Here is a 25,574-nt window from a genome sequence, read left to right as displayed (position 1 = left end):
GCTAGAAAGTGTTGCTGAGCTTGCGGGTGACCTGGGCCAGGGATTCGTCGTCGCCCACGTTGCCGGCAAACACGATGTACGGAATTCCCTTGGCGGGGCCGTCCACCGGTTCCCAGAGGCTGACGATGCCCGGCAGCATCGGCCCGCGGACTATCGCGTGCCGGATTTCCAGTCCATGGGCAGCCACGTCGGAGGACGTGATGCCGCCCTTGGCGATGACGAACCGCGGCGGGAAGGTCTTGAGCGTCCGGTTGACCACGGCGACGACGGCGGCAGAGACAGTACGCGCGATCCGGAGGCTTTCGGCCGGGTCGTCAGTCTTGATAAGCAGGCGGCTCGTGTGGACGATGACGTCGCCGCTGTGAAGGGCCTCAACGACGGCGTCCACCGTCTCGTCGAGGTAGGTGTCGGCGCCGTCCCCCAGCAGCTTCTCGACGTCGATCTCCACAATGCGGGCCGCGCTGTGCTGGTCGGTCAGCACCTTCAGCTGCCGCGTTGTCACGCCCACGTGCGAACCGACGACGATCAGGCCGCCGGCCTCGGAGGGGACGTTGCCGGCGTAGGCTTCCTCACCGCTGAGCTCGCTCCGGATCTCCTGCCCGATCCGGGCACGGACAAAGGGCGGACCCACGCGGTACAGGAGCTTCTTGCCGCGGTGTTCGGCCTCTTCCAAGCCGAGGGCGAGGGCACGGAGGTCGTTTTCGGTGACGATGTCCGCCACGATCGGGGTTGAGGCGGTGGCCGGCTCAATCGCGTCGGCAATGGCCTTGGCGGACACGTCCGGGTCGCCGGCGTCGCCATTGCCAGCGGCGCCCGCGCGGATGATGTTGAGGTCGAGCACGATCACAGAGTCCGCGGCAAAGCGGCCCTGCGACTTCTCTTCCACGTACTTTGCCATTTCGGAGTTGGCGAACCCGAATGTCGCATCCTTGGCGAACTCGGTCTCCGCAACCGGGGTGAGCTGGCCGGCGTCGTTTCCGGTTCCGCGCATGTAGTGGATGCCGCCGATGGTGACGCGTCCGGCGTCGGGGAAGGCAGGAACAATCACGACGCCGTCCGTTTCCTCGCCGCTCTCGGCGGCGACAGTGGCGGCGATGACGTCGGGTTCGAGCGGAAAGTGCCCGCGCAGCGTCGAGTCGCTGCGGCTGACGAATCCGAGGCGGACTGCTGCCTCGCCGTCAGTTGCGCCCGCATGCGCGGCAGCAAGGGCATTGCGCACAATCTCTTCGTTTCGTGCCGCGGCTTCCGCCGGATCCAAGCTTCGGGTGTTGGTGAGCACGTACACTGCGGCCTCACCCTGAGTGAAGGCCCAGGTGAAGTCCTCGACTTCCCAGCGGGTGAGCACGGGGAGATCGGAAACCGACTGCGTTCCGGTGGGGTCGTCGTCGAGGACCACCAGCACACGCGGGGACGCCGCAACGGAGGCGGCCAGGGCGCTGGCTACCTGCCGGGCGGGAATCTGGAGCTCCGCGGGGTAGGCGGCCAGGATGTCTGCTTCTAGGGGCACAGTGCACTCCGTTGTGTCGAAACTATATTGCGAACAGAATTTTGTCAGATGTCAGACATCTGTCGTTTGACTGCTAGTGTGGCATAACGCACAGGACGTGCGCAAGTAGACTTGTCAGGCATATGGGGCGAGAAACGCTGAACGGGGAAAATGGCACGCAAATCACTGGTGGGAGTCGTAGCTGACGAGCTCCTGGACCGCATTATTGCCGGGGAATTTCCGCCCGGCGCGAGCGTCCCCGGTGAGCTGGAGCTCAGCGCACGCCACGAGGTCAGCAGAATGACGGTCCGCGAGGCCATGAAGACCCTCGAGGCCCAGCGCATCCTCAGCGTGGAACGCGGCCGCGGAACGTTCGTGAACCCGCTGAACCGCTGGTCGTCACTGGAAGCCGTGCTCCGTGCAGCCTCCGAGGGGCAGAACGGACCCGCGGCGGCGATCCAGCTCATCGAGCTGCGCAGGATGCTGGAAACTGGTGCCTGCGAACTGGCTGCGCAGCGCATCACCGATGCCGAGCTGGAGGAACTCCGCGGCCGCGTTGAGGACATGCGCGAAGCCCACCATGCCAACGACCTTGCCCGGTTCGTGGCGGCCGACCTCGCCTTCCACGACCTGATACTTCATGCCTCCGAGAACGTCTTTGTGGCGGTCCTGTTCGAGCCGTTGCACCGCGTGCTGGAGAAGCGGCGCACGGAAACTTCCGAGGTGCCGCAGATCCAGGAACACGCAATCGGCCACCACCAGAACATTTACGAGGCCCTGGCCGCCCGCGATCCGTTGCGGGCACGGGATGCCATGGACGCCCATATGCAGCAGACCCTTGACGACCTCAGGAGCTACGTCCTGGAAGCCTGACCCCCTGGAAACCTAGTTCCGGGACGCTCCTTCCGATACTCTGCAGGAACGGCCCGCAGCCGGGTATCGATGGCGATCACGAGGAGCGAAGTTGTCTAATCACACTTACAGCATTTCTGAAATTGTCGGGACTTCGAACGAAGGCGTGGACGATGCCGTCCGCAACGGAATAGCCGAGGCCTCGAAGACACTGCGGAACCTTGACTGGTTCGAGGTCAAGGAGATCCGCGGCCACCTCGACAACGGCAAGGTCGCCGACTGGCAGGTCACCATCAAGCTCGGCTTCCGGCTGGAGCGCTGACCCCAGCCGCCAGCCCAGGCGGTTTAGCTGCTGTTTCAGTCCCTGGTCCACACCTGGACGGCGTCGCCGCCGCACAAGAGGCGGCGGCCCCGTCCGGCAAACTCCACCCAGAGCATCTCGTGGTGCTCGGAGACTTCGTCCACGTGTGCGGCATCGAAGCCGTAGCCGTCGCTTTCGACCCACACCGCTTCGCCGGGCGCCAATTCCGCCCACCGGTTCGGCGCAAGCCGTGCGGCGGCCGTGGCGGGACGTTGGGGCAGCCCCGCCTCGCGCATCATGATTCCTGGCCTACGGACCGGCGGCGCCATACGGTGGGTGCACCCTGGAAAGCGGGAAGGACCTGGCCTTCAAAGAACGTGTGGGTTTCCTGCGGCGACTCATCCGGGGTCCACAGGCCCGATGCGGGGCAGTGGGTTCCTGTCGATGCGGACGGCGCGTGGCGTTCCCTGAGCAGTGCGATGCGTTTCATCCTTGAATGTCATCCTTGGTGGTCGAAGAAGTTCTCCTCCAAGGCTAGAAAGGCGGCAGCACAGACCCAATGGGCGGATGGCTAGAATCCCTCCGGTGGGCTGGGCAGCAGCACAACGCTCTGGCGCCCTACGGCTGTTCGGCTGCCCTCATTGCGGCGGGGCGGTCGCCCGGAGCACCTGACGGCTGCGGTTCGGCAGCGGTGGAAGCGTCCTCCGCCGTCGCAATTTCCCCCTCTGCGCGGGCGCCCAGGCTGCCGAGCAGGGCCAGCGCGTCGGCGGACGGGGAGCCCGGCTTCGCTGAGAACACCCGGAGCACCTGGTCAGGATCGTCCCGAAGGATCAGGTTTTCAAAGTTCAGTTCAAGGTCCCCGACGGCGGGATGGTGGAGCCGCACGCTGCCGGCCGACCGGGTGGCAACCCGGTGCCCCGCCCACCATTGCCGGAAGTGCTCGCTGTGCACCGCCAGCTCCCCCACCAGCTGGTTGGCCTGGGCGTCGCTGGGATGCCGGCCGACGTCGACGCGCAGCGCGCCTGCCGCCTCGGCGGCCACCGACTTCCAGTCGCGGAAGAGTTCACGCGCCCGTGGATCCAGGATGAGCCAGCGCGTCAGGTTCCGCTCGCCCGGCGGCAGCTCCGGGAAATCCGCAAACAGCAGGAATGCCAGCCGGTTGCCGGCGAGCACATCCGTGCGCCGGCCAAGGACAAGGGCGGGAACGTCGCCCACGGCCTCCAGAAGCTGGCGCACTGCGGGACGCACGCCCTGGGCCGGAACGGGAGAACGGGCGGATTCAGCACAGTGCTCCAGGAGATCCATCATGTGCGCCTGCTCGCCGGCGTCGAGCTTGAGCGCCCTGGCTACTGAATCCAGCACGGCCCGTGACGGATGGATGTTCCTGCCCTGCTCGAGCCGCGTGTAGTAGTCGGTGCTGACGTCTGCGAGCCGCGCGATTTCTTCGCGTCGGAGCCCCGGCACCCGCCTCGCGCTGGACCCGTCGGCTATGCCGGCGTCTTCCGGCTTCAACCGCGACCGCATTGCCTTGAGGAATTTTCCAAACTCAGCGCTCTGACCCATGCCCTCCATTCTGCACTTGCCAGGGCGGTGCTTTCTACAACGAAGGTAGGACTGCCAGTCCTAGGAAAAACAGGGACAGGCACATCTACTGACGGCGGCGGCCCTGGTGCATAGGCTCGATGAAGAGCCTTCCGATTCTGTACATACCCAGATTCCGTAAATACCCAGGAGAGCAGCCATGTCCCAGACACCCGAACCCACCACCACTGCCCCTCAGAGCCTCGAAATACCAGGGGTCACGCTGAACAACGGCGTCACCATCCCCCAGCTGGGGTTCGGTGTCTTCCAGGTGCCGCCGGCAGAGACCCAGCGGATCGTGGAAGACGCCCTCGAGGCCGGCTACCGGCACATCGACACGGCGGCCGCTTACCGCAACGAAGAAGGCGTCGGAGCGGCCATCGCGGCTTCAGGGATCCCCCGCAAGGAACTCTTCATCACTACCAAGCTCAGGAACGGCGAACAGGGCTCTGCTGCCGAAGCCTTTGAAAACAGCCGCAAAGCACTCGGCCTGGACGTCATTGATCTTTACCTCATCCATTGGCCTGTGCCGTCGCAAGGCCTGTTCACGGAAGCGTGGCGAACCATGGAGGCGCTCTACGTGGAAGGCAATATCCGTGCCATCGGCGTGTCGAACTTCCTGGAGGACCACCTGGATACGCTCTTGGCCAAGGCCGGCATCGTTCCGGCCGTGAACCAGATCGAGCTTCATCCCACGTTCCAGCAGTCGGTTCTGGCCGAGAAGAGCCGCTCCCAGGGCATTGCCGTCGAGGCCTATAGCCCCCTCGGCCAAGGCGCCGACCTGAACGCCCAGGCCGTCACTGCCCTTGCCGAGGACCGCGGCGCGACGCCCGCGCAGATCATCCTGGCCTGGCACCTCGCGGCGGGAACCATTGTGATTCCGAAGTCCGCTGACTCGGCTCGTATGCGTGAGAACCTCGCCGCCGCGTCCATCTCGCTGAGCGCCGCGGATGTCGAATCAATCAATGCACTGGAGGCCGGTACCCGGGTGGGCGCGGATCCCGCCGTCGCCGCCTTTTCCCAGTTCTAGCCCTAAGGACCACGACCATGCAGTACACCCATCTGGGCCGCTCCGGCCTGAAAGTCTCCCGCCTGTGCCTCGGCACCATGAACTTCGGCCCTCAAACCGACGAGGCCGCAGCGCATTCGATGATGGACTCCGCGCAGGAGTCCGGCATCAACTTCTTCGACACCGCCAATGTTTACGGCGGCACCGGTCATCGCGGCTGGACAGAGGAGATCATCGGCCGGTGGTTCGCCCAAGGGGGCGAGCGGCGCGAACGCACCGTCCTGGCCACCAAGCTGTACGGAACCATGACAGACCGCCCCAACGAGTCCAAACTCTCGGCACTCAACATCCGCCGGGCCCTCGACGCGAGCCTGAAGCGCCTACAGACCGACTACATCGACGTGTACCAGTTCCACCACGTGGACCGGAACACTCCCTGGGACGAGATCTGGCAGGGCATCGAGGTGGCCGTCCAGCAGGGCAAGATCCTCTATTCAGGAAGCAGTAACTTCGCCGGCTGGCATATTGCGCAGGCGCAGGAGACCGCTGCCCGGCGCAACTACACGGGCCTGGTCAGCGAGCAGTCCATCTACAACCTGCTGACCCGGAATGTGGAACTTGAAGTCATCCCCGCCGCCGAACAATACGGGCTCGGGATCATTCCCTGGTCCCCCCTGCACGGCGGCCTTCTCGGCGGCGTGCTGAAGAAGGAGCGCGATGGCGTACGGCGCCTTGAGGGGCGCGCGCAGGAAACACTTAAAAAGCACTCCGACCAGATCCAGGAGTACGAGGACTTCGCCGAAGAGCTGGGCCACGAACCCGGCGACGTGGCGCTCGCCTGGCTGCTGCACCAACCGGCGGTGACGGCCCCTATCGTTGGCCCCCGCACGCAGGAACAGCTCGACGCCGCCATCCGGGCCCTGGATGTCACGCTCAACGGTGACGCACTCAAGCGCCTGGACGCCATCTTCCCGGGGCACCGCACCGCACCCGAAGACTATGCCTGGTGACGGGCTGGCGCTGGCTCACCGGTGGGCCGCGCCGCTGACCGGGCCGGGCCGGCGTCGGACTCCCGCGCGGCCGCATGCACTGCTACCGTCGTCTACCGCTAACGAGCCGGAGGGCGCTGCGGGTCCTCCAGGGCGGGATCGTCGGGTTCGCCGTCGGGGCCCGTAGGCGGTCCCGGCGGATCCTGCGGAGGAACTGCGGGATCCTCCAAGGGCGGGTTCTGCGTGGGGTCGAAAGGAAATCCCTCCGAGGGATTCTCCTGTGGGTCCCGGGTGGAATCCTGCTGGGAATCGTCGGGCGTTTCACTCATGGTCAGGATCCTTTGCTGGTCGGGGTGCCATCGGGTGTGGCCACGAAACTTGGCCGCATATTTCTCTCGTTCCCGCTACACCCAAGGGATACCAGCGCCTTGCCGCTTAGTCCAGAGCTTCACTCAGGGCTGCCGATCTCAGGCAGGCGGTCAGTTCACCAGTTCTTGTCCGGACTCCAAGCCAACATCCCTGCGCGGGTCCGCTCCAGCTCGAGGATGTCTCGGCCGAAAGAGGCCACCAGCGTCACGAGGGCAAGGATGACGGCGGCGGCGCCGATCCCCGCGGGCACGCCCGGTGTTAGCGCCAGCAGAAACGCAAATGGCTGGTAGGCGCCGATGACCTTGCGGAGCCGGCTCACGCCGAGCGTTCCCCTGAGGGCAGGCCGGAGCCGGCCGGCCGCTATAAAGGCGTACCACATCAGCCCGATAGCCAGGACCCACGGGCCGAAACTTCCCACTGCGGCGACGGACAGTACGAGAACCAAGGCGGCATCTGTTTGAACGTCCAGTCGTGCCCCTGCAGGGGATGCGCAGGCGAAACGCCGCGCCACTGCTCCATCCACGGCATCAAGCAGGAAAGCCACGCTGCCTATGACGATGAACGGGACGCCGGGCAAGCGGTCACTGAAGAGTGCGGGAACGGCCATTGCTGCGCAGCATGCCGCCAGAACAGCACGGACCAGCGTGACCCGATCTGCGGGAGTGATCATTGGCGGCTTGCGCCTGAGGATTGAGACGGCAGCGTTTCCCACCACCGCGACGCCAGCGGACAGCGCCGCGTAGAGCCATCCTGAATCCGCAGCCGAAGTGGCCATAAGCCAACTCCCGGCCACAAGAAAACCAGCCATCGCTATTGCCGCATCCGTCATCGCGCGGCGCCTGGCCAAGACCTCCATATGCCCCCTCGCGCTCATCGTAGCAACAACCGGCTCTGGCAGCGGAGCACCGCAATTGGCTCTGTGCAAACGGCTGCTCATAGGAAAGACTTTGCGCATGGCACTCTCACCGGCAATCGACCTGAACGATGGCCACCGGATACCACAGATTGGACTTGGCACCTGGCCGCTAAACGACCGTGAGGTGGCGGACGCCGTCGTACATGCCGTGGAAGCCGGGTACCGGCATATCGACACCGCCGTGAAATACGGCAATGAAACCGGGGTGGGCGAGGGAATTCGCGGGTGTGGATTGGACCGCGACGAGCTCTTCGTGACCACCAAGCTCGACGGCGAATTCCAAGGTGAGGACAGGGCGGTGGCAGGCCTGGAGGGCGCGCTCAGGCGGCTGAACATGGACTACGTGGACCTGCTCCTCATCCATTGGCCGCTGCCCCGGCGTGGCGATTTCATCTCGACGTGGAAGACCTTTGAACGGCTTCAGAATGGGGGCAAAGCCCGTTCAATCGGCGTGTCGAATTTCAAACCGTCCCACCTTGAACAGCTCATGTGGGCAACTGATGTGGTTCCCGCAGTGAACCAGATCCAACTCAACCCCTCGGTCACGCGCTCTGCGGACCGCGCCTATCACGAGCACCACGGGATAGTCACCGAATCGTACAGCCCGCTCGGGGCAGGTTCAGGCCTGTTGTCTGCGCCAGTGCTGACAAGAATCGCCAGAAAACACGGCAAAACCGAGGGCCAGATAGTGCTCCGCTGGCATGTTCACCAAGGCTTGGTGGCCATCCCAAAGTCCTCCAGTCTGCAACGCATGAAGGAGAATATCGACGTCTTCGGGTTCACCCTGGACCAGGAAGATCTGACGGCCATCGAGACGCTGGATGAAGGGCCAGAGGCGGGCGTGAACTCAGACGTCCAAGGGCATTGAGGCCGGCGGGAACAACCCTCCGCAGGAGAGTTTCTCCTCAAACCGACTGGCAGAAAAATAGTAAGCATGTTTAGTATTGGGGAGAAGGACGAAGCGTACCCGGCATACCGGGTGCCTCCTTTATGAAGAAGAAGGAACGATAAAAATGGGTTTTTTCGCATTTCTGATTCTGGGCCTCATTGCCGGAGCCATTGCTAAGGCGATCCTCCCCGGCCGACAGGGTGGCGGCATTTTCATCACGCTTCTGCTTGGCGTAGTAGGAGCCATCCTCGGCGGCTTCATCGGCAGCGCGCTCTTCGGCGTGGGAATCAACGAGTTCTTCTCGCTGTCAACGTGGCTGCTGGCCATCGGCGGGGCAATCGTCGTCCTGCTGGTCTACGGCATGATCACCCGCCGCAGCGTCCGCTAGTCGGACCTTGGCTGGAAAACGGCCCCGGGACACTTTCCCGGGGCCGTTTTCTTAGCTGATTCCCTCAGAGGCTGAACTTTCCACATCGTACATATCCCTCTCAAGAGCAGGAGTTCATCATGAAATCCAAACTTCTCTTCGGCGCCGGAATTGCTGCAGGCTACGTTCTCGGATCCAGGTCCGGCCGGGCAGCGTACGACAAACTCAAAGCCCGCGCCACCAGCATTTGGGACAGCAAACCGGTTCAGGACAAGGTCACTGCGGCCACCGAGGCTGTGAAGGAAAAGGCACCCGACATGGGCGACCAGCTCTCCGAAGCAGCGCGTCGGGCCGGGACAGTGCTTAGCTCGGCCATGCACCGCGACGCTTCCAAATCGGGCGACACCAAGTCCGGCACCTACTCCTCAGGCGGCGCCGCGTCCGGTTCAGGCGGCGCGCCCGCCTCAGGCGGCACGCCCGACGGCGACACTTTGGACAGCGGGGACGTCCCCGCACACAGTACTCACCCGGAGACAGTAAACCTTGGTACTTCAGACGTTGAGTCTGACCCCGCATTGAACGACTCATCGGGTCAGGACTGGTCCGATGAAGGCGGCGCCACTCCGGCCGGGGCTGCCACCAACGTGGACCCTGAAAGGCACTAGCCGAACAGCCCAGCCCCTCAGCCAAGCTGGGTACTGAAGTTCGGCGCCCGCTTTAGGCGCCGACTTTAGGCGCCCGCTTTAGGCGCCCGCTTTAATTGTCAGACCCCTCTGGCAGAGTTTTCATATGGAAGCCATTGGGGGACGCAGCGTTGGTAACGCGGGCCGGGCAGCAGTGCCCGGCCCGCGTACCAATCCGTTGCGCAGCGTCCGGGATCCAGGGACTTGTGCCCCTGGCCAACTTTCCAGCACCGCCGTTGCGGACACTTCTTCGTCCAACGGCGGTGCTTTTGACTGCCTCCGGCAGTGCTTGGCGCTGGCGGAGACCACAGCCGACAGCGTGCCGGATGAACTGGCTCTGACCTCCTTCCGTAACGCGGCGGATTTCGCGGACCTGGCCGAGGAGCTCTCCCGCCGGGCCGAGCACCCTCAGCTGCTCGCCGCGGCCGCGGTGGAACGGACCCGCACCGAGGCGGTCAACGCCGCCGGACCCGCGGCCAAAGCCACAGGCTGGACCACCGGCTGGGGCACCGGCACCGACACCGCGGGGGACGTCTCCGGATCCGGAGCGATGTCCGCAGCCGCGGCGCCGGGAACAGCGCCGGGGCCGGGGCCGGTGCGGTCTGCGCCTGCCGATGACGGGTGCCGGAACACCGCCGAATACCTCCGGGTCCGGCTCCGGATCAGCATCGGCGAAGCCCGCCGCCGGCTCGCCCTCGCCGCGGCCGTGCTGCCGCGCACCGGCCYCAACGCCCACCCCATGCCCCCCGCCTGCGAACAGACCGCCGCGAACCTCGCCGCCGGGGCCATCGCCTCCCGCGCCGGAACCATCATCACCACCGCCCTGGACAAGGCCCGCCCCATCACCAACCCCGCCACCCTCCACACCATGGAGGCCGCCCTGAACCGCACCGCCCTGGAGAACGACCACGACTTCCTGCTCCGCATCGCCCACCGCTGGACCGACGCCATCGACCAGGACAGCACCGAACCCAGCGAAGAAGAACTCCGCCACCGCCAAGGCGCCTTCACCCGCCGGCCCCGCCGCGGCCTCCACCACCTGGAAATCTTCGCCACCACCGACCAATACGAACACCTCCTCACCGCCATGAACACCGCCACCAACCCCCGCACCCAACCCACCACCACCGCGGACGGAACAGGCTCGGGAACAGGCACCGGCGCGGGCGCGGGCACCGGGGAGAACTGTGCCGGCGGTGACGCGGGCGCGCATACCGGGCCGGGATTCGGCGACGCGGCCGAAGCCGCGGCCGCGGACGCCCACCTCGAACGCCGCACCCGACCCCAACAACTCCTCGACGGCCTCGTCGGCGCCTGCAAAACAGCCCTCGCCACCAACACCCTGCCAGCCACCGGCGGACTCCGGCCCCAGGTCATGGTCACCATCAGCTACCAGGACCTCCTGAACCGCCTCCACACCACCGCCGCCAACGGCCCCCGCTACACCCGCCACACACCCACACCCACGCCCTTCGCCTCAACCGCCACCCCGGCCCCAACGGCTCAGGCGCCAGAAACCCCCGCCGGRACCGGGACGTTCGCCTTCACCGGYCCCGTCACCCCCGCCACCGTCCGCAAAATCGCCTGCGACGCCGACATCATCCCCATCCTCCTCGGCAGCCAAGGCCGCATCCTGGACATCGGCCGCACCACCCGGATCTTCCCACCCCACCTCCGCAAAGCCCTCACCGCCCGCGACCAAGGCTGCGCCTTCCCCACCTGCACCATCCCCGCACCCTGGTGCGAAGCCCACCACACCACCTACTGGTCACACGGCGGACCCACCAACACCGACAACGGCGTCCTCCTCTGCACCCACCACCACCACCTCATCCACAAAGAACAATGGCAAATCCACATCACCACCGGCATCCCCTGGTTCATCCCCCCACCCCACATCGACCCCACCCAAAAACCCCGACGCAACCACCACCACCGAACATAAGACGCTGCCCCATCGGACCTGGCTGGCTTGTCACTCCAACCCGGATCCACCGTTATTCAGACACTCCCCCGGTCCACGGTTGTTCAGACGCTCCGATTTACTTGAGTCTCTGAGCCCAGGTGCGCTCAAGCCAGATGCGGTGCTTAGCAGGAGGCTCATGTGCGGTGTTGATTTCGAGGCACTCGATCGGTTGGCAGTTCACGGACTATGCGCCAGGACGTATGACTGGGGGCAGAGCGGAAAGCAAGGTTTGCCGTGATTGCGGGCGCTGCCCGCCCGCGTGACGGTCATTCTGTGGTCTCCGTGCCGCAGGTGCCGAAGCACGGCAGCAGGGCCACCCACAGCGCCGACTACGCGAGCAGGCAGCCTATAGTGGTGGCTTACAGTAGGGGCCGCAGTCCTACAACCACGGTGGCGTCCAACTCATCAGACCTGGCAATGCGAGGCGTCAACCCACCCTGGGCTACGGCCGTTGCAGTCAGCTTCGCTTGGCGTCGGCTCGTTTCGATGAGCAGGTGACCTCCGGGCCTAAGCCATGTACGCGCTGTGGCCGCTACCTTCCGCTGGATATCGACTCCGTCCGGCCCGCCGTCGAGGGACACCGTCGGCTCGTGGGCGCGGGCTTCGTGGGGCATGCTGCTGATGGACTCCGTGGGCACGTAGGGTGCGTTGACGGCGAGGATGTCTATGTTCCCTCTAATTCGAGCGGGCAGAGCCGAGTACAGATCGCCTTCATAGACGCTGCCGCCGACGGGATCAACATTTCGCTGCGCACAGCGCACCGCAACAGGGTCGACGTCGGAAGCGTGCAGCTCGATGCCCGTCACGAGTGCCGCCAGCGCCCTGCCTACAGCTCCCGAGCCGCAGCAAAGGTCCACCACGACCGAGCCCTCGCCGGAGCCCCGATCGCCAGCAAAAGGCGCCGAACGGCTGCCTTTCGAACTTGCCGGCGTTGCCCCTGCCGCGGTCACAGAAACCGCGGACTTCGCTGTCAGGAGCGCGGCGGCTTCGCGGACCAGGAGTTCCGTGCGGCGGCGAGGAACGAAGACCCCGGGCCCCACTGCAATCCGCAGACCGCAGAACTCCGCCCATCCCAGAATGTGTTCGAGGGGAAAGCCCACAACCCGCCGCTCGACGGCTGCGGCCAGCTCCGCTGGGGTGAACGGGGCAGCAAAAAGGAGTTCGGCTTCGTCCTCGGCGAAGACACAGCCTGCGGCGCGAAGCTGGGCGGTGACGGCAGAACGAGAAAGAGATGGATGCGCAAACGGCATGGGAGCGTCCTTCGGTTGAAAGATGGGCACTCCGCGCATCGGCTAGCCCCGGCGGTCCGGACGGCGGCGGGCAGGGAGAACCCAGACTGGCATTGCGCTAATGGTTCTCACCTCCCCTGGCTCTCCAAAGCGGCGCGCACTTCGACGCCTGCGAATCTTCATGTTAGCTGACCCGGAACCGGGCAGTCGTTGGCAAGATGGAGCCATGACGCCCAGCGAAAACCACCCGCTCATCTGGACCGGCTCGTACACTGCTGACAGCGGTGGGCACGGCGCCGGCATCGGAGCCATCTCGGTGGCTCCTGACGGAACCCTCATCTGGCGCGGCACCGCTGCGAAGGCGGATTCGCCGTCGTTCCTGGCCGCGCATCCCTCCCTGCCCGTGGTCTACGCCGTCGGTGAGAGCGTGCAGTCGGTCCAGGCGTATCGCCGACGCGGCGAGTTCGGCCTGGAAGCCATCGGCGTGCCGTGGCCCGCCGGCGAGGCTGCCTGCCATGTGGCCGTCGATCCCCGCAGCAGGTTTCTTGTTGTTGCCTGCTGGGGCGACGGGCAGGTGCTGCTCTACGAACTGGATGACGACGGCGCCATCACCGCCCGCTTCTCAGCGGCACCTTCTGCGGATCCCTACGAAGGCGGCCGGCCAAGCCGTGCCCATGCCGGCCTGATGCTCGCCGACGGCCGGGTCATGACCACGGACCTGGGTCACGACCTGCTTCGGGTGTGGCAGTACCTCCCCGAGGCTGGTCTGTCACTGGATCACGAGGTGCTACTTCCCAAGGACAGCGGCCCCCGCCATCTGGTGCAGCATGCCGAGGGAACCGTATTCGTAGTCTCCGAGTACTCCATCGAGGTTTTTGCCGTGCGGGCCGCGTCCGGCACCGCACGGTTCGAGCTCGTCGGCGAAGGTCCGGCAACGGCGGGCGGAGCCCAGGAAGGCGATTCGGCAGCGGAGATCGCCCTCTCCCCCGCCGGGCACCATGTGTATGTAGGAGTTCGCGGTTCCAACCGGATCTGTGTGCTGGCGGTCCACGCAACGTCGGGGCAACTTCGCCCTGTCGCGGACTATCCGAGCGGAGGCGATTGGCCCAGACATCACTTGGTCCGCAACGGCTGGCTTCACGTCGCCCATGAGCGTTCCCACGACGTGACAACTTTCCGGCTTGACCCCGAATCCGGCCTACCCGGCGACGTGCGCCACCGCTTGGTGGCGGGTTCCCCTACGGCCTTGGTTGTGGCAAGCTAAACCGAATCGACAAGCTCAATACAAGATTCGTCACTCCTATTACGGCGGTGCATAAACCGTTGTAATGATGGCTTCTGAGGCCTGGGCAGGTCGTCACCCAGGTCACCCGGCTGGACCGGGACAAGCAGAGTCGCTTCGCGGAAGGTTTTCAGCCATGTTCACCAACCCTGTCCAATTCCTCTTGCGCTCGCGTGCAGACGCGGGCCCGTCTGGCCTCCCCCGTGCCGTCGCGGCCACAGCATCCGCCCTGGTTCTCCTGGCGGCCGCCGCGCTTCCCGCCCAAGCGGCACAGGGCGCAAAGGGGCCCGGGTCGCCATCAGGTGACCGGCCGCCGTCGGGCCTTCATGCCCTGCGGGCCCCGGTCACGGACGAGAACTTCTACTTCGTCATGGCGGACAGGTTCAGCAACGGTGACGCGGCCAACGACGACGGCGGACTCGGTCCGGATCCGATGGTGTCCGGCTTCGACCCCAAGCGCAAGGGCTTCTACAACGGCGGCGACCTGACCGGCCTGCTGGACAAGATCGACTACATCCAGGGGCTGGGAACCACATCCATCTGGCTGACACCAAGCTTCAAGAACAAGGCCGTGCAGCCGGAGGACAACTCCGCCGGCTACCACGGTTACTGGGTCACGGACTTCACCCAGATCGACCCGCATCTGGGCACCAACGCCGAACTCAAGAAACTCATCGATGAGGCCCATGCACGCGGCATGAAGGTGTACTTCGACATCATCACCAACCACACGGCGGATGTCATCGGCTACAAGGAAGGCGCCCGCACCGGCTACGTTTCCAAGGACGAGGCGCCCTACCGCACGGCAGCGGGCGTGGCGTTCGATGACCGCGATTACGCCGGCAAGGCGGACTTCCCCAAGCTTGACGCTGAGAGGTCCTTCCCCTACACGCCGGTCCTGGACCCGGCAGAGAAGAACCTCAAGGTGCCGAGCTGGCTCAACGATCCCACGCTCTACCACAACCGCGGGGACACCACCTTCGCCGGTGAGAACTCCTCTTACGGCGACTTCTTCGGCCTGGACGACCTGTTCACCGAGCACCCCGCCGTGGTGAAGGGAATGACGGAGGTCTACGAAACATGGATCAAGGATTTCGGCGTGGACGGCTTCCGCATCGACACCATGAAGCACGTGAACGACGAGTTCTGGCAACAGTTCGGCCCGGATGTCCTCAGCTATGCGAAAGCGCAGGGGAAGGACGAATTCTTCATGTTCGGCGAAGTGTTTGACACTTCCAAGAGCTTCACCTCCCAGTTCACCACCCGCGACAAGATGCAGGCGGTGCTGGACTTTCCCTTCCAGGAGGCTGCCCGCAATTTCGCGTCCCGCGGCCAGAATGCCCGGCAGCTGGAGACGTTCTTCGCCGGGGACGACTGGTACACAGACGCCGACTCGAATGTGTATGAGCTGCCCACCTTCCTGGGGAACCACGACATGGGCAGGATCGGCAGCTTCATCGCCTCGGACAACCCGGACGCGGACGACGCCGAACGTGTTGCCCGCGACGGGCTCGCCCACGAGCTGATGTACTTCTCGCGTGGAAACCCGGTGGTCTACTACGGCGATGAGCAGGGCTTCACCGGCCCCGGCGGAGACCAGGACGCACGCCAGACACTGTTCGCGAGCCAGGTGCCCGATTACCTCGACGACGATTTGCTCGGCACCGACGCTACCCACGCCACCGACAACTTCAACACCGGGCACCCGCTGTACGGCAAGATCAGCGAACTCGCCAAGCTGACGAAGGACCACCCGGCACTGCGGAATGGTGCCCACCAACACCGTTACGCGTCGGACGGCCCCGGCATCTACGCGTTCTCACGCACCGACGCCAAGGACCAGCGCGAGTACGTGGTGGCGCTGAACAACAGCGAGCAGCCCCGGACGGCGTCAGTCCCCACCTACATCGCGAAGCGCGCCTACAGCCTGGTCTACGGAGACGCCGCGGCCGAATCCAAAACCTCGCCTGAGGGCAAGCTGACCGTCACGGTTCCGCCGCTGTCCGCCGTGGTCTACAAGTCCTCCGGCCGGATTCCGCACTCGAAGGCGGCCCCAGCCATCTCCCTGCAGGCACCGGCTGCGGCGGCAGCCGCCGCCACGTCGCAAGGTGACAATGGCCGGATGCAGGTAACGGCCGACGTCGACGGTTCGTCGTTCTACGAGGTCACCTTCCAGGCGAAAACGGCTGGCGGCGACTGGGAGTCCATCGGCACCGACGACACTGCGCCCTACCGGGTCTTCCATGATGTCGCGGGGCTCAAACCCGGGACGGCGTTGAAGTACCGGGCAGTCGTCCTGGACAACGGGGGCCACGCGTCGGTCAGCAACCCGCGCACCGCCACCGTGCCCGCGCCGGTGCTGACCATCCAGCAGCCCAAGGAAGGAAGCACCGTTCAAGGCACTGCGGAAGTTGTTGCCACCGCCGATCCGGAAAAAGCCAGCCACGTGGTGGGCTTCAAACGGAGTGTGGCCGGAGGCCCCTGGACGGCCATCGGATCGGATGATGGTTCATCCCCCGATTACACCGTGGTTGATGACGTGGCTGCACTGAACCTCGCCGACGGTACCAAAGTGAGCTACCGGGCGACGATGAGCGGCCCTGGCTTCAAGGTGGCCAGCGGCGTGCGGACCGTGGTGGTAGGAGCCGCCCCGCAGCCCCAGTCGGTCACTGTTGCAGGCAGCCTGAACAGCGAGATGGGCTGCCCGGACGACTGGCAGCCGGCGTGCACGTCGGCGTTTATGACATTCGATCCGGTTAACCGCGTCTGGAAGCTGACCGCGGACATGCCCGCGGGCACCTATGAGTTCAAGGCGGCCATCAACGGTTCCTGGGACGAGAACTATGGCCAGGACGGGGCGCCTAACGGTTCGAACATCGTTTTGAAGCACGACGGCGGCCCGGTCACCTTCCGGTACAACCACACCACGCACGTGATCACGGCCAGCTGAGGCGGCCCCGCTTTCGCGCGCAGGCCCACCGTCCGGCCGCACTACCCGCGGATCGATTCCTCTACCGCCGCCAGGAGGGAGTTGAACCGGTCGTTCCCGTCCAGGCTGTCGATCAGCACGGAGCCACCGTCGGAATCGGCCAGCGGAACCTGCCAGTTGGGGTACTGGGCAGACGTTGTCCCCGGCTGGTTCTGCACCCTGCGCTCCCCCACGGCGTCCACGAGCGCCACGCCAAGCAGCACGGACGGGGTCTGCGCCAGCAACCGGTGCAGGGCCTCGATCCGTTCCTCCTCCGTACCGGCGCCATCGGCCGGGAGCAGCCCACGCTGCCGAAGCAGCAGCATCATCTTTTCGAGCGTCGCGTTGTGCTCGATGCGCTCCTCCTCCGCTGACCGCTCCAGCAGCCCCAGCCCGCTGCGAAGCGTCACGTGGTCGCCGGCGAGGTAGCCCGCCGTCGGCGGAAGGTCGTGGGTGTTCACGCTGGAGAGTGCCTGCAGACGGTACTTTTCGGGTGCGAGCGGAGCATCGCCGTCGTTCTCAAACCACAAAATGGAGGTCCCCAGGATGCCGCGGGCGGCAAGGTAGTCGCGGACCCACGGCTCAAAGGTGCCCAGGTCCTCCCCGATCACCACGGCGCCGGCACGCTGCGCCTCAAGCGCGAGGATGCCGATCATGGCGTCATGGTCGAAGCGGACGTAGGCCCCGTTCTCCGGAGAGTTGCCCGCGGGCACCCACCAGAGGCGGAAAAACCCCAGAATGTGGTCAACCCGGATCCCGCCCGAATGCCGCAGAATCGTTGCCAGCATCTCGCGGAAGGGCCGGTAGCCGGCCTCGGCCAGGCGGGTGGGATGCCATGGCGGCTGGTGCCAGTCCTGCCCCAGCTGGTTGTACATGTCCGGGGGCGCCCCGACGCTGACGCCGGAGGCGAGGACTCCCTTAAGTGTCCAGGCGTCGGAGCTTTGGAGGTCCACCCCGACGGCGAGGTCATGCACGACTCCGAGGCGCATTCCGGCGCGCTTGGCTGCGGCCTGGGCGAACTCGAGCTGTTCATCGCAGAGCCACTGAAGCCAGCGGTGGAAATCGATCCGGTCCGAAAGTTCGATCCGCAACTTCTCCACGAGAGGAGAGCCCAGGGCTGCCGCAGGATCGGTCCAGAACGGATCGCCGGCGTCGATATCTTCCCGGATGGCGCACCACAGGGCGAAGTCATCCAGCCCGGTCCCGGCCCCGCGGCAAAATTCCCCGAATGCACGCTGCCGGGAGGGCGAACGGCGGACCCCGTAGAGCAACTCCAGCGCAGCCAGCTTGGCGCCATACGCCGTGTCCCGGTCCAGCCGCGAGGAGTCGTTGTTCAGTTTCCGCGCCTGCTTCATCAGGCCGTGGACCACAGCCTGCTTCTTCGGCTTCAGGTACGCCAGCTCCGGAATCGACTCGATACGGAGGTAGAGCGGGTTGAAAAAGCGGCGGGTGGACGGTGAGTAAGGCGAAGGCTCCACCGGAGGCACGGGGTCAGCCGCGTGAAGCGGGTTCACGAGCACGTAGTCGGCGCCGCGGGAACCGGCAAGCGCCGCAAGCTCGGCCAGGTCGGCGAAGTCGCCCACACCCCAGGACCGCTTGGACCGCGCCGAATACAGCTGCGTGGCCAGGCCCCAGCCGCGGCGCTCCTCGAGCGGCGCGGCAGTGGTCAGCCTCGACGGAACCACCACAAGGGTGGCCTCGGCAACCTTGCCCTCCGACTCCGCGCGAAGCGTGTGCCAGCCTTGTCCGGTGTTCGCCGGCATCTCAAAGGTTGCGCGGCCGGTAGTCACGCCGTCGACATCGCGCGGCTCTATCCAGATGTCCTGCTGCGGGGCGTCGAGCTCACGCCCGTCCTCGGTAATGACGCTGACACGGACGGCGGAACCGTTCCTGACGTGCACCGGCACCTGGACGGGTGTCCCTTCCTGAACCACGACGGCGGGAGGCAGCATCCGCCGCCACGGCGCCAGTTCCGCTTCGGCCAGGGCATGCTCGATGAGCTGGTCGGTGTGGGCCTGGACCCCAAGGGCCGCCAGGACACGGATCAACGTTGCGGGTGCAACTTCGTGCGGAAGCCCGTCCCAGCCCTGATAGGTGGTCCCCACGCCGTGGGCGTCTGCGAGCCAGTGCAACAGCTCGGGGCTCACGGAACCGGTGCCAGCTGGGGCGGCGGCTGCTTCGGCGTCAGCAGGGGCGGAGCCGGCTGCTTCGGCGTCAGCAGGGGCGGAGCCGGCTGCTTCGGCGTCAGCAGGGGCGGAGCCGGCTGCTTCGGCGTCAGCAGGGGCGGAGCCGGCTGCTTCGGCGTCAGCAGGGGCGGAGCCGGCTGCTTCGGCGTCAGCGGAACTGCCGGGCGCATGGACTCCCGCTGCCGGAGTAGCAGCAGATGGATCTGCTGCTACTCCGGAACCTGGCGCTTGCTGCTGGCTGGAAGCCTTCATTGATGTCCGCCTCGTCTGCTTAGATCGGCCAAAACTTGCAGTGCTCCCGTTGCGACCGGCGCTATTCGGCTGCCAGGCAACGGTTGGTTCCGATTATTGCAGGGCGGGGAGGGACAGGGGCCACACCCACGGACGGCCGGGCGGGGCGCCCGGCACCCCCAGGCCGCTCTCAAGCGACTGCGGGCCCGTCAGCACAGGTCGGGGCCACCGCGGAATCAGCCGGCAGCGCACGCCTTCTGCAGCTGTTTCACCGATTCGCTGGGCACTTCGTCTCCGGCTTGGGCGATCTCTTTCAACGGGGCGGTGATCTCGGACGGAACCCCCGCGGTATCGGCACCGGCCACGAGTCCGGTGAGCGCGGCCTTGTCCGAGGCGCTGACGAGGCCGTCCTTCAGCAACGCGCAGATCTGGCTTTTGACTTGGTCTGCCGCGGCGTTGGCAACTCCGGACGCGGCCGAGCTGGCCGCATTCTGCACGGCCTCCTGAGCTTGGCCGCACCCCGCCAGAAGCAGCAGCGTGGGAACCATGGCGAGAGCGAGGAGACGTCGTTTCATGCTTCCCACACTAACAACCGGCCGCCTCGGTGTGCGCCGCGGCCGAACAGTCCGCGTGGACAACGGTGTCAGATTTGAACGGACGCCGATGTGTCAATGGGAGTCCTTGTCAATCCGTTGACTTGTCTCGTGGACTTAATTTAGCGTTCCACACACTGACAACGTTGTCTTGGATAAAGGCACGCGCAATGAAGGGCGACCTCAACGAAATGCAAAGCAAAAAATCTCGAATAATGCAGACATGTTCTGCCCTGACTCTGGTGGGACTCACCCTGGCCGCGGCACTGGCCGGGGCGGGTCCGGCGTCGGCTGCGGAGGCAGTTGGAGACGAGCAGTACAGGCCAGCGATCCACTTCACGCCTCAACAGAACTGGATGAACGATCCCAACGGGATGGTCTACTACAACGGCGTTTACCACCTGTTTTACCAGCACAACCCATCGGGAAACACGTGGGGGAACATGTCCTGGGGCCATGCCACGTCCACAGACCTGGCACATTGGAAGGAGCAGCCGCTGGCCATCCCCACCGATGACCAGCAGGACATTTTCTCCGGAAGCGTGGTGGTGGACAGGGACAACACATCCGGCTTCGGTACCGCTGCAAACCCACCCATGGTGGCCGTCTTCACCAGCGCCTACAAGGATGCCTCGCCGTATAGAGGACTCCAGGCGCAGTCGCTCGCCTACAGCCTGGACCAAGGTCAGACCTGGACCAAGTACAGCGCCAACCCGGTACTCAACCGCAACTCCGCGAACTTCCGCGACCCCAAGGTCTTCTGGTACAAGTCCCCAACCGGCGGCGGCTACTGGGTGATGGCCGCCGTCGAGGCCACCGAGCACAAGGTGCTCCTGTACAAGTCCGGCAACCTCAAGGACTGGGCGCTCCTCAGCGAGTTCGGGCCGGCGAACGCCACGGGAGGGCTCTGGGAATGCCCCGACCTGTTTCCCTTGGCGGTCGACGGTGATCCCGCAAAGGTTAAGTGGGTCATGGTGGTCAACATCAACCCGGGCGGCGTGGCCGGAGGCTCAGCCGGCCAGTACTTCGTGGGCAACTTCGACGGGACCACTTTTAAGTCGGAGTCAACCAAGGCCAGCGACTCGCTGCCGGCCGGGACGTCCCTGGCCGGCTTCAACGACGGCACTTACAACGGCTGGACAGCAAACAACGAGCCGGGGAACTGGAAGAACGGGCCGTTTGCGGACGCCCCGGCCGGCGGGGCACTAGCTGGGCAGAACGCCGTCACCGGCTTTGCCGGCGCCGGCCTCATCAATTCCTTTAACGACGGCGACTGGCCCTTGGGCTCGATGAGCTCACCGGCGTTCACCGTGAACAGCGATTACCTCAACTTCCTTGTGGGCGGCGGGCAGCATCCGCGTATCTCGGACAAATTGGACAACACGCCACCTCCCGGCGACTTGCTGTTCAGCGGCTTCGAGGTCCCTGACGGAACCACCCTGGCCGACGCCGGCTGGACCGGTACGGCGGATCTGGCCCCCGCGTTCCAACCCTCAACAGCAGGCGGGGACTTCTACATCGGCGCCAAGCGCATCAACACGTTCGACACCGGAGGCGCACCCGGTGACGACAGGCAGGGAACCATGACATCGCCGTCGTTCACTGTGTCCCGGAACTTCATGAGCATGCTCGTGGGAGGCGGGCACCGAGACGCAGGGTCAGGACAAGTGCTCGAGGTGCAACTGCTGGTGAACGGCACCGTGGTGCGGACTCTCTCCGGTGACGACGCCGGCGCCCTCAACTGGAAAGGCTGGGACGTCTCGGCGTTTGCCGGGCAGACCGCGCAGCTCAGGGTCGTTGACCAGGCCACAGGCGGCTGGGGGCACCTCACGCTGGACCACGTCATGCTCACCGACCAGGCTGCCGTTCCCCGCTCCGACGAAACCACTGTCAACCTCGTGGTCGACGGGAAGGTTGTCCGCAGCGCCACGGGCGCCAACAGCGAAGTCCTTGACTGGGAGTCCTGGAACGTCTCGGAATTCAAGGGGCGGCAGGCGAGCATCCGGGTGGTGGATAACAACCGGTTCGGCTGGGGCCACATTCTTGCCGATGAGTTCGTGGCGTCACCCCGGCCCGCCACGCCCCGGCTGCAGACCTATGACTGGCTGGACTACGGCAGGGACTACTACGCGTCCGTCTCCTTCGGCAACATGCCGCAGGACAAGCGCATCATGCTCGGCTGGATGAACAACTGGGACTACGCCAACAGCATTCCCACGTCGCCGTGGCGGAGCGCCATGTCCCTACCCCGCGAGGTTGCCCTCACGCAGACCGCCGCCGGACCCCGCCTGACCCAGAAGGCCGTCCAGCAGGTGGACGCCCTCGGCACAAGGGTGAGCTACGCCGAAAAGAAGGCACGGAGCATAACCCCAGGCACCCAGGCCCTGCCGCCAGCAGCCTGGGGCCAGGTCCAAAGGATCGACGTCACTCTCGCGCCCGGCACGGCCGCGAAGGCGGGGATCACCGTGCTGGGCAACGGCAATTCCTCCACGGTCATCGGCTATGACAGGGCGGCGGGCGAGGTGTACGTGGACCGGCGAAACTCCGGAAATACCGCCTTCCACCCGCTCTTCGCGTCGGTTGACTCGGCGCCCGTCAGCCTGGATGCCAGCGGCAACGTGACCCTGCGCATCTACGTTGACCGGTCATCAGTGGAGGTATTTGCGCAGAACGGCCTGCGGACCGTCACCGACCAGGTCTTCCCCGAACAGGGAGCCAGCCAAGTGTCGCTGTTTGCCGAGGGGGGCACCGCGCAGTTGAAGTCCGTGTCCGTCACGCCGCTGAGCAAGTCGATGTTTGTCCCGGCGCCGACGGTCAAGAAGAACCGCCGGTAGCCGAAGCCGGTGCCCGCATCAGATGCGGGCACCGGCCGTTTTTGCTCACTCCTCCGTGCACATCCTTCGGGCTGTGGCTCCAGGCTTCAGCCTTTGCGCGTGACCCTGGGGTTCAGGTTCGGGCCGTGACTCAGGGTCTTCGGCTTTCGGGCGGGACCCCCGTCTTCACGCGACCGGCTGCAGCCAGGTCAGGACCGAGCCGTCCTCCTCGATGTGGTCCGCGAGTTCCCCGTTGAACCGGGCGCCATAATCGGCGCTGATGTGCTCCTGGAAGGCGGCATCGTCGTCGTACACCTCGAAGACGAAGTACTCCCGGGGGTTGGTTTCCCGGGTGTACGGCAGGAACAGTCGGTTGCCCGGTTCTCGGCGGACGTGGTCTGTCAGTTCGCGCATCATTTCCGCTACCCGGTCTTCGCTTCCGGGCTTGACGGTAAATTCTGCGTACAGCGTTTTGGTCATGGTTTTCTCCTCTTCAAGGTTCGGTACGGGTGGTTGAAATCGTGACGGATCAAGGGCGGACCGGCAAAGAGCGGCCCGGTTCAGTGCGGTGGGCGGAGTTCCCCTGATCCACGCTCAATGAGCTCCGACGGAACAACGTACGTCTGCGGGGCCCGTTCATCGCCGTCGATCCTGGCCAGGAGCCGCTCTGCGGCGAGCTTCCCGATTCTCTCGGGATGTTGGGCAATGACGGTGATGCCGGGATCCATCATGTCCGAAAGGGTGAAGTCGTCGAACCCTACGAGTGCCACTTTCCTGCTGGCACCGAGCTCCTTGAGGGCACGCATGACACCGAACGTGATGAGGTTCTGGCTGGAGAAGATGGCGGTGGGCGGATCGTCGGACCTGAGCAGCTCAAGGGCCGCCTGGCGGGCTGACTCCTCGTTGTGGAGGCCTTCGAGCACCGGAACGGAGGACGTCGCGATGCCGGCCCGGCCGAGTTCCTCAATGAAACCGCGCCGGCGTTCGCGGGCCGTCTGGATGTCTGTGCGGTCACCCAGGTAGGCAAGCTTCCTGTGGCCGTGTGCAATCAGGTGGCCGGCGGCCGTGGCGGCTCCGACAGCGTTGTCCGTCACCACGGCGTCCGCCTCAATGCCCACCGGTTCACGGTCGATGAAGACCATGGGCAGGTCGCGTGAGTGCTCTGGAATGACGTAAGACTGGCTCTTCGCGATGGGCGTCAGGACCAGGCCGTCGACACGCCGCCCCAGGAAAGCTGCAACGAGGGCCTTCTCCCGTTCCGGGTCGTCATCGAGGCTGGCGGCGAAGACCGCAATGCCTCGGGCGGTCAGGGAGTCCTCCAGGGCGCGGTGAATCTCGCCGCTGAAGGGGTTGGACACGCTTGGCAGCAGGAGACCGATGGAAAGGGTCTGGCGACCGGCCCGGCGAAGGCTTCCCGCTGCCATGTCCAGCTGGTAATTGAGCTGCTGGGAGGCGCCGAGTACGCGCTGGCGGGTTGCCTCGGACACCCCCGGTTCATCGTTCATCACCCGCGAGACGGTTTTGATGCCGACGCCGGCCAGTGCCGCGACGTGGCGCATTGTGGGCCGGTTCTTTGTCGCTTCAGGTTGGTAACGATTAGACACCGTTGTCATTGGCTGGTCCTTCATCATCGAAATTTCTCTTGACTGTACCCCGTGATCTTGATTACATGATGCATGACATCGTTGTCAGGCACCAGAAGTGCCACGAAACCAGGAGATTCAATGTTGAGTTCCAAAGCCCCGCGGACAGTCGCCCACCGCCTGCTTGCCATCGGTGCAGTCCTGACCCTCGGCACGCTCAGCCTCACCGCTTGTGGCGGGAGTTCCCCATCCACCTCGTCGTCCGGAAGCTCTTCGGCCGAGAAGGTCGGTGTGTCCCTGATTGTTAAGACCACCTCGAACCCGTTCTTCGTTTCCATGCAGGATGGTGCAAAGAAGGCCGCCGAAGCCGACGGTGTGGACCTGAAGCTCGCGGCCGGCAAGGCCGACGGCGACGAGGAGACGCAGATCCAGGCCATCGAAAATGCAATCTCCAAGGGCGACAAAGGCATCCTCATCACCCCCAACGGCCCTTCCGTCGTGGATGCGCTGAAGAAAGCCAAGGACGCCGGCCTGTTCGTCATCGCCCTGGACACTCCGCCGGACCCGGCAGACGCCGCCGACATCACTTTCGCCACCGACAACTTCGCGGCAGGTGAACTGATCGGCAAGTGGACCGCCGCGCAGCTGGCCGGCAAGAAGGCCACCATCGCGCTGCTGGACCTGTTCGATGACAAGGTTGTCTCGGTCGACTACAACCGGGACCAGGGCTTCCTCACCGGCCTGGGCATCGACACCGCGGACAAGAAGAAGAACGGTGACGAGGCCAAGACCGGCAAGTACACCGGCGGCAAGGGCGGCGACTACGAGATCGTGGGCAGCCAGGCAACCCAGGGCGCCGAAGACGGCGGCCGGACCGCCATGGAAACCCTCCTCGCCAAGAATCCGAACGTTAACGTGGTCTACACCATCAACGAGCCGGCTGCGGCCGGTGCCTTCGAGGCGCTGAAGTCCGCCGGCAAGGAAAAGGACGTGCTGGTGGTCTCCGTTGACGGCGGCTGCTCCGGCGTCAACAACGTCAAGGCCGGCGTCATCGGCGCCACTGCCCAGCAGTACCCGGTGAAGATGGCGGAACTGGGCGTCAAGGCCATCGTTGAGCTGGCCAAGACCGGCAAGAAGCCAGCCAACTCAGAAGGACTGGACTTCTATAACACCGGCGTCGAACTCGTCACGGACAAGGCCGCCGACGGCGTCAAGAGCATCACCACGTCCGACGCCGCCAAGATCTGCTGGGGCAAGTAGCCCGCGTGAACCTCACACCGC

At 65.2% G+C, this 25,574-nt stretch carries 23 protein-coding genes; 12 read left to right on the top strand and 11 right to left on the bottom strand.

Annotated elements, in window-relative coordinates:
- Position 1: 1 nt before the first annotated feature.
- Positions 2-1,507 carry a four-carbon acid sugar kinase family protein gene (locus AC1D14_RS16155; RefSeq protein ID WP_476968766.1) on the bottom strand — a complete coding sequence of 502 codons (1,506 nt, stop codon included), beginning with the start codon at positions 1,505-1,507 and terminating at the stop codon, positions 2-4.
- Between the two features lie 150 nt (positions 1,508-1,657).
- Between AC1D14_RS16155 and AC1D14_RS16150 the strand changes: the two genes are divergently transcribed.
- Both AC1D14_RS16150 and AC1D14_RS16145 read left to right on the top strand, forming a co-directional pair.
- Positions 1,658-2,359, top strand: coding sequence for a FadR/GntR family transcriptional regulator (locus AC1D14_RS16150; protein WP_230121283.1), 702 nt, complete (start codon positions 1,658-1,660; stop codon positions 2,357-2,359).
- 91 nt (positions 2,360-2,450) lie between these two features.
- Positions 2,451-2,660, top strand: a complete 210-nt coding sequence (locus AC1D14_RS16145; RefSeq protein ID WP_230121282.1) for a dodecin — start codon at positions 2,451-2,453, stop codon at positions 2,658-2,660.
- A gap of 35 nt (positions 2,661-2,695) precedes the next feature.
- Here the strand turns inward: AC1D14_RS16145 and AC1D14_RS16140 are convergent, their stop codons facing one another.
- From AC1D14_RS16140 to AC1D14_RS16130, 3 genes are all read right to left on the bottom strand, one after another.
- Positions 2,696-2,938: a hypothetical protein gene (locus AC1D14_RS16140; RefSeq protein ID WP_476876407.1), complete on the bottom strand. Its 243-nt coding sequence runs from the start codon at positions 2,936-2,938 to the stop codon at positions 2,696-2,698.
- Positions 2,935-3,129 carry a hypothetical protein gene (locus AC1D14_RS16135; protein ID WP_230121280.1) on the bottom strand — a complete coding sequence of 65 codons (195 nt, stop codon included), beginning with the start codon at positions 3,127-3,129 and terminating at the stop codon, positions 2,935-2,937. The genes AC1D14_RS16140 and AC1D14_RS16135 overlap by 4 nt, the downstream gene beginning before the upstream one ends.
- A 128-nt stretch (positions 3,130-3,257) precedes the next feature.
- The gene (locus tag AC1D14_RS16130) at positions 3,258-4,202 is read right to left on the bottom strand and encodes a helix-turn-helix transcriptional regulator (RefSeq protein WP_230121279.1); all 945 of its coding nucleotides are present in this window, start codon (positions 4,200-4,202) and stop codon (positions 3,258-3,260) included.
- 178 nt (positions 4,203-4,380) lie between these two features.
- On the opposite strand from AC1D14_RS16130, the gene AC1D14_RS16125 reads away from it, so the two are divergent.
- Together AC1D14_RS16125 and AC1D14_RS16120 are read left to right on the top strand one after the other, a co-directional pair.
- On the top strand, positions 4,381-5,250 hold the full coding sequence (locus AC1D14_RS16125; protein WP_476968765.1) for an aldo/keto reductase: 870 nt from the start codon (positions 4,381-4,383) through the stop codon (positions 5,248-5,250).
- Between the two features lie 17 nt (positions 5,251-5,267).
- The gene (locus AC1D14_RS16120) at positions 5,268-6,239 is read left to right on the top strand and encodes an aldo/keto reductase (protein ID WP_476881659.1); all 972 of its coding nucleotides are present in this window, start codon (positions 5,268-5,270) and stop codon (positions 6,237-6,239) included.
- A gap of 98 nt (positions 6,240-6,337) precedes the next feature.
- On the opposite strand, the gene AC1D14_RS16115 is transcribed toward AC1D14_RS16120, so the two are convergent.
- Positions 6,338-6,547 (bottom strand): hypothetical protein, encoded by a 210-nt coding sequence (locus tag AC1D14_RS16115; protein ID WP_230121276.1) that lies wholly within the window; start codon positions 6,545-6,547, stop codon positions 6,338-6,340.
- A gap of 155 nt (positions 6,548-6,702) precedes the next feature.
- Positions 6,703-7,362: a CDP-alcohol phosphatidyltransferase family protein gene (locus AC1D14_RS16110; protein ID WP_476968764.1), complete on the bottom strand. Its 660-nt coding sequence runs from the start codon at positions 7,360-7,362 to the stop codon at positions 6,703-6,705.
- Between the two features lie 178 nt (positions 7,363-7,540).
- Here AC1D14_RS16110 and AC1D14_RS16105 point away from each other — a divergent pair, with 178 nt between their 5' ends.
- The 4 genes from AC1D14_RS16105 to AC1D14_RS16090 all read left to right on the top strand — a co-directional run bounded on the left by AC1D14_RS16105 (position 7,541) and on the right by AC1D14_RS16090 (position 11,387).
- Positions 7,541-8,371 carry an aldo/keto reductase gene (locus AC1D14_RS16105; protein ID WP_476968763.1) on the top strand — a complete coding sequence of 277 codons (831 nt, stop codon included), beginning with the start codon at positions 7,541-7,543 and terminating at the stop codon, positions 8,369-8,371.
- A 145-nt stretch (positions 8,372-8,516) separates the two neighbouring features.
- A complete protein-coding gene (locus AC1D14_RS16100) occupies positions 8,517-8,780 on the top strand; it encodes a GlsB/YeaQ/YmgE family stress response membrane protein (RefSeq protein WP_230121273.1) in 264 nt (87 codons plus the stop codon).
- A gap of 119 nt (positions 8,781-8,899) precedes the next feature.
- Positions 8,900-9,424 (top strand): hypothetical protein, encoded by a 525-nt coding sequence (locus tag AC1D14_RS16095; RefSeq protein WP_230121272.1) that lies wholly within the window; start codon positions 8,900-8,902, stop codon positions 9,422-9,424.
- 124 nt (positions 9,425-9,548) lie between these two features.
- A complete protein-coding gene (locus tag AC1D14_RS16090; protein WP_476968762.1) occupies positions 9,549-11,387 on the top strand; it encodes an HNH endonuclease signature motif containing protein in 1,839 nt (612 codons plus the stop codon).
- 380 nt (positions 11,388-11,767) lie between these two features.
- On the opposite strand, the gene AC1D14_RS16085 is transcribed toward AC1D14_RS16090, so the two are convergent.
- Positions 11,768-12,658, bottom strand: a complete 891-nt coding sequence (locus tag AC1D14_RS16085; RefSeq protein WP_476968761.1) for a putative protein N(5)-glutamine methyltransferase — start codon at positions 12,656-12,658, stop codon at positions 11,768-11,770.
- 205 nt (positions 12,659-12,863) lie between these two features.
- On the opposite strand from AC1D14_RS16085, the gene AC1D14_RS16080 reads away from it, so the two are divergent.
- Positions 12,864-13,901, top strand: a complete 1,038-nt coding sequence (locus AC1D14_RS16080; RefSeq protein ID WP_476968760.1) for a lactonase family protein — start codon at positions 12,864-12,866, stop codon at positions 13,899-13,901.
- A 154-nt stretch (positions 13,902-14,055) separates the two neighbouring features.
- On the top strand, positions 14,056-16,869 hold the full coding sequence (locus tag AC1D14_RS16075; RefSeq protein ID WP_476968759.1) for an alpha-amylase family glycosyl hydrolase: 2,814 nt from the start codon (positions 14,056-14,058) through the stop codon (positions 16,867-16,869).
- A 41-nt stretch (positions 16,870-16,910) separates the two neighbouring features.
- Here the strand turns inward: AC1D14_RS16075 and malQ are convergent, their stop codons facing one another.
- Complete coding sequence (malQ, locus tag AC1D14_RS16070; RefSeq protein ID WP_476968758.1) at positions 16,911-19,325, bottom strand: 4-alpha-glucanotransferase; 2,415 nt, start codon at positions 19,323-19,325, stop codon at positions 16,911-16,913.
- A 215-nt stretch (positions 19,326-19,540) separates the two neighbouring features.
- Positions 19,541-19,879 (bottom strand): hypothetical protein, encoded by a 339-nt coding sequence (locus AC1D14_RS16065; RefSeq protein WP_230121298.1) that lies wholly within the window; start codon positions 19,877-19,879, stop codon positions 19,541-19,543.
- Positions 19,880-20,112: 233 nt separating this feature from the next.
- Between AC1D14_RS16065 and AC1D14_RS16060 the strand changes: the two genes are divergently transcribed.
- On the top strand, positions 20,113-22,731 hold the full coding sequence (locus tag AC1D14_RS16060; protein ID WP_230121297.1) for a GH32 C-terminal domain-containing protein: 2,619 nt from the start codon (positions 20,113-20,115) through the stop codon (positions 22,729-22,731).
- 165 nt (positions 22,732-22,896) lie between these two features.
- Here the strand turns inward: AC1D14_RS16060 and AC1D14_RS16055 are convergent, their stop codons facing one another.
- Together AC1D14_RS16055 and AC1D14_RS16050 are read right to left on the bottom strand one after the other, a co-directional pair.
- A complete protein-coding gene (locus tag AC1D14_RS16055; RefSeq protein WP_476968757.1) occupies positions 22,897-23,190 on the bottom strand; it encodes a putative quinol monooxygenase in 294 nt (97 codons plus the stop codon).
- Between the two features lie 80 nt (positions 23,191-23,270).
- Positions 23,271-24,269, bottom strand: coding sequence for a LacI family DNA-binding transcriptional regulator (locus tag AC1D14_RS16050; protein WP_230121303.1), 999 nt, complete (start codon positions 24,267-24,269; stop codon positions 23,271-23,273).
- Between the two features lie 165 nt (positions 24,270-24,434).
- On the opposite strand from AC1D14_RS16050, the gene AC1D14_RS16045 reads away from it, so the two are divergent.
- Positions 24,435-25,553, top strand: a complete 1,119-nt coding sequence (locus AC1D14_RS16045) for a substrate-binding domain-containing protein (protein ID WP_230121295.1) — start codon at positions 24,435-24,437, stop codon at positions 25,551-25,553.
- Positions 25,554-25,574 lie beyond the last annotated feature (21 nt).

The organism is Arthrobacter sp. P1_B11 (genome assembly GCF_056406715.1).
Note: the sequence above shows the minus strand (reverse complement) of the source record. Positions and strands in the feature narration are given on the sequence as shown.

What these genes read in the sequence shown, in the direction of transcription:
- AC1D14_RS16150 (WP_230121283.1), top strand. Translation starts at nt 1,658, where the DNA reads ATGGCACGCAAATCACTGGTGGGAGTCGTAGCTGACGAGCTCCTGGAC.
- AC1D14_RS16140 (WP_476876407.1), bottom strand. Translation starts at nt 2,938, where the DNA reads ATGATGCGCGAGGCGGGGCTGCCCCAACGTCCCGCCACGGCCGCCGCA.
- AC1D14_RS16135 (WP_230121280.1), bottom strand. Translation starts at nt 3,129, where the DNA reads ATGAAACGCATCGCACTGCTCAGGGAACGCCACGCGCCGTCCGCATCG.
- AC1D14_RS16130 (WP_230121279.1), bottom strand. Translation starts at nt 4,202, where the DNA reads ATGGGTCAGAGCGCTGAGTTTGGAAAATTCCTCAAGGCAATGCGGTCG.
- AC1D14_RS16125 (WP_476968765.1), top strand. Translation starts at nt 4,381, where the DNA reads ATGTCCCAGACACCCGAACCCACCACCACTGCCCCTCAGAGCCTCGAA.
- AC1D14_RS16120 (WP_476881659.1), top strand. Translation starts at nt 5,268, where the DNA reads ATGCAGTACACCCATCTGGGCCGCTCCGGCCTGAAAGTCTCCCGCCTG.
- AC1D14_RS16115 (WP_230121276.1), bottom strand. Translation starts at nt 6,547, where the DNA reads ATGAGTGAAACGCCCGACGATTCCCAGCAGGATTCCACCCGGGACCCA.
- AC1D14_RS16110 (WP_476968764.1), bottom strand. Translation starts at nt 7,362, where the DNA reads ATGGCCACTTCGGCTGCGGATTCAGGATGGCTCTACGCGGCGCTGTCC.
- AC1D14_RS16105 (WP_476968763.1), top strand. Translation starts at nt 7,541, where the DNA reads ATGGCACTCTCACCGGCAATCGACCTGAACGATGGCCACCGGATACCA.
- AC1D14_RS16100 (WP_230121273.1), top strand. Translation starts at nt 8,517, where the DNA reads ATGGGTTTTTTCGCATTTCTGATTCTGGGCCTCATTGCCGGAGCCATT.
- AC1D14_RS16095 (WP_230121272.1), top strand. Translation starts at nt 8,900, where the DNA reads ATGAAATCCAAACTTCTCTTCGGCGCCGGAATTGCTGCAGGCTACGTT.
- AC1D14_RS16085 (WP_476968761.1), bottom strand. Translation starts at nt 12,658, where the DNA reads ATGCCGTTTGCGCATCCATCTCTTTCTCGTTCTGCCGTCACCGCCCAG.
- AC1D14_RS16080 (WP_476968760.1), top strand. Translation starts at nt 12,864, where the DNA reads ATGACGCCCAGCGAAAACCACCCGCTCATCTGGACCGGCTCGTACACT.
- AC1D14_RS16075 (WP_476968759.1), top strand. Translation starts at nt 14,056, where the DNA reads ATGTTCACCAACCCTGTCCAATTCCTCTTGCGCTCGCGTGCAGACGCG.
- malQ (WP_476968758.1), bottom strand. Translation starts at nt 19,325, where the DNA reads ATGAAGGCTTCCAGCCAGCAGCAAGCGCCAGGTTCCGGAGTAGCAGCA.
- AC1D14_RS16065 (WP_230121298.1), bottom strand. Translation starts at nt 19,879, where the DNA reads ATGAAACGACGTCTCCTCGCTCTCGCCATGGTTCCCACGCTGCTGCTT.
- AC1D14_RS16060 (WP_230121297.1), top strand. Translation starts at nt 20,113, where the DNA reads ATGCAGACATGTTCTGCCCTGACTCTGGTGGGACTCACCCTGGCCGCG.
- AC1D14_RS16055 (WP_476968757.1), bottom strand. Translation starts at nt 23,190, where the DNA reads ATGACCAAAACGCTGTACGCAGAATTTACCGTCAAGCCCGGAAGCGAA.
- AC1D14_RS16050 (WP_230121303.1), bottom strand. Translation starts at nt 24,269, where the DNA reads ATGCGCCACGTCGCGGCACTGGCCGGCGTCGGCATCAAAACCGTCTCG.
- AC1D14_RS16045 (WP_230121295.1), top strand. Translation starts at nt 24,435, where the DNA reads ATGTTGAGTTCCAAAGCCCCGCGGACAGTCGCCCACCGCCTGCTTGCC.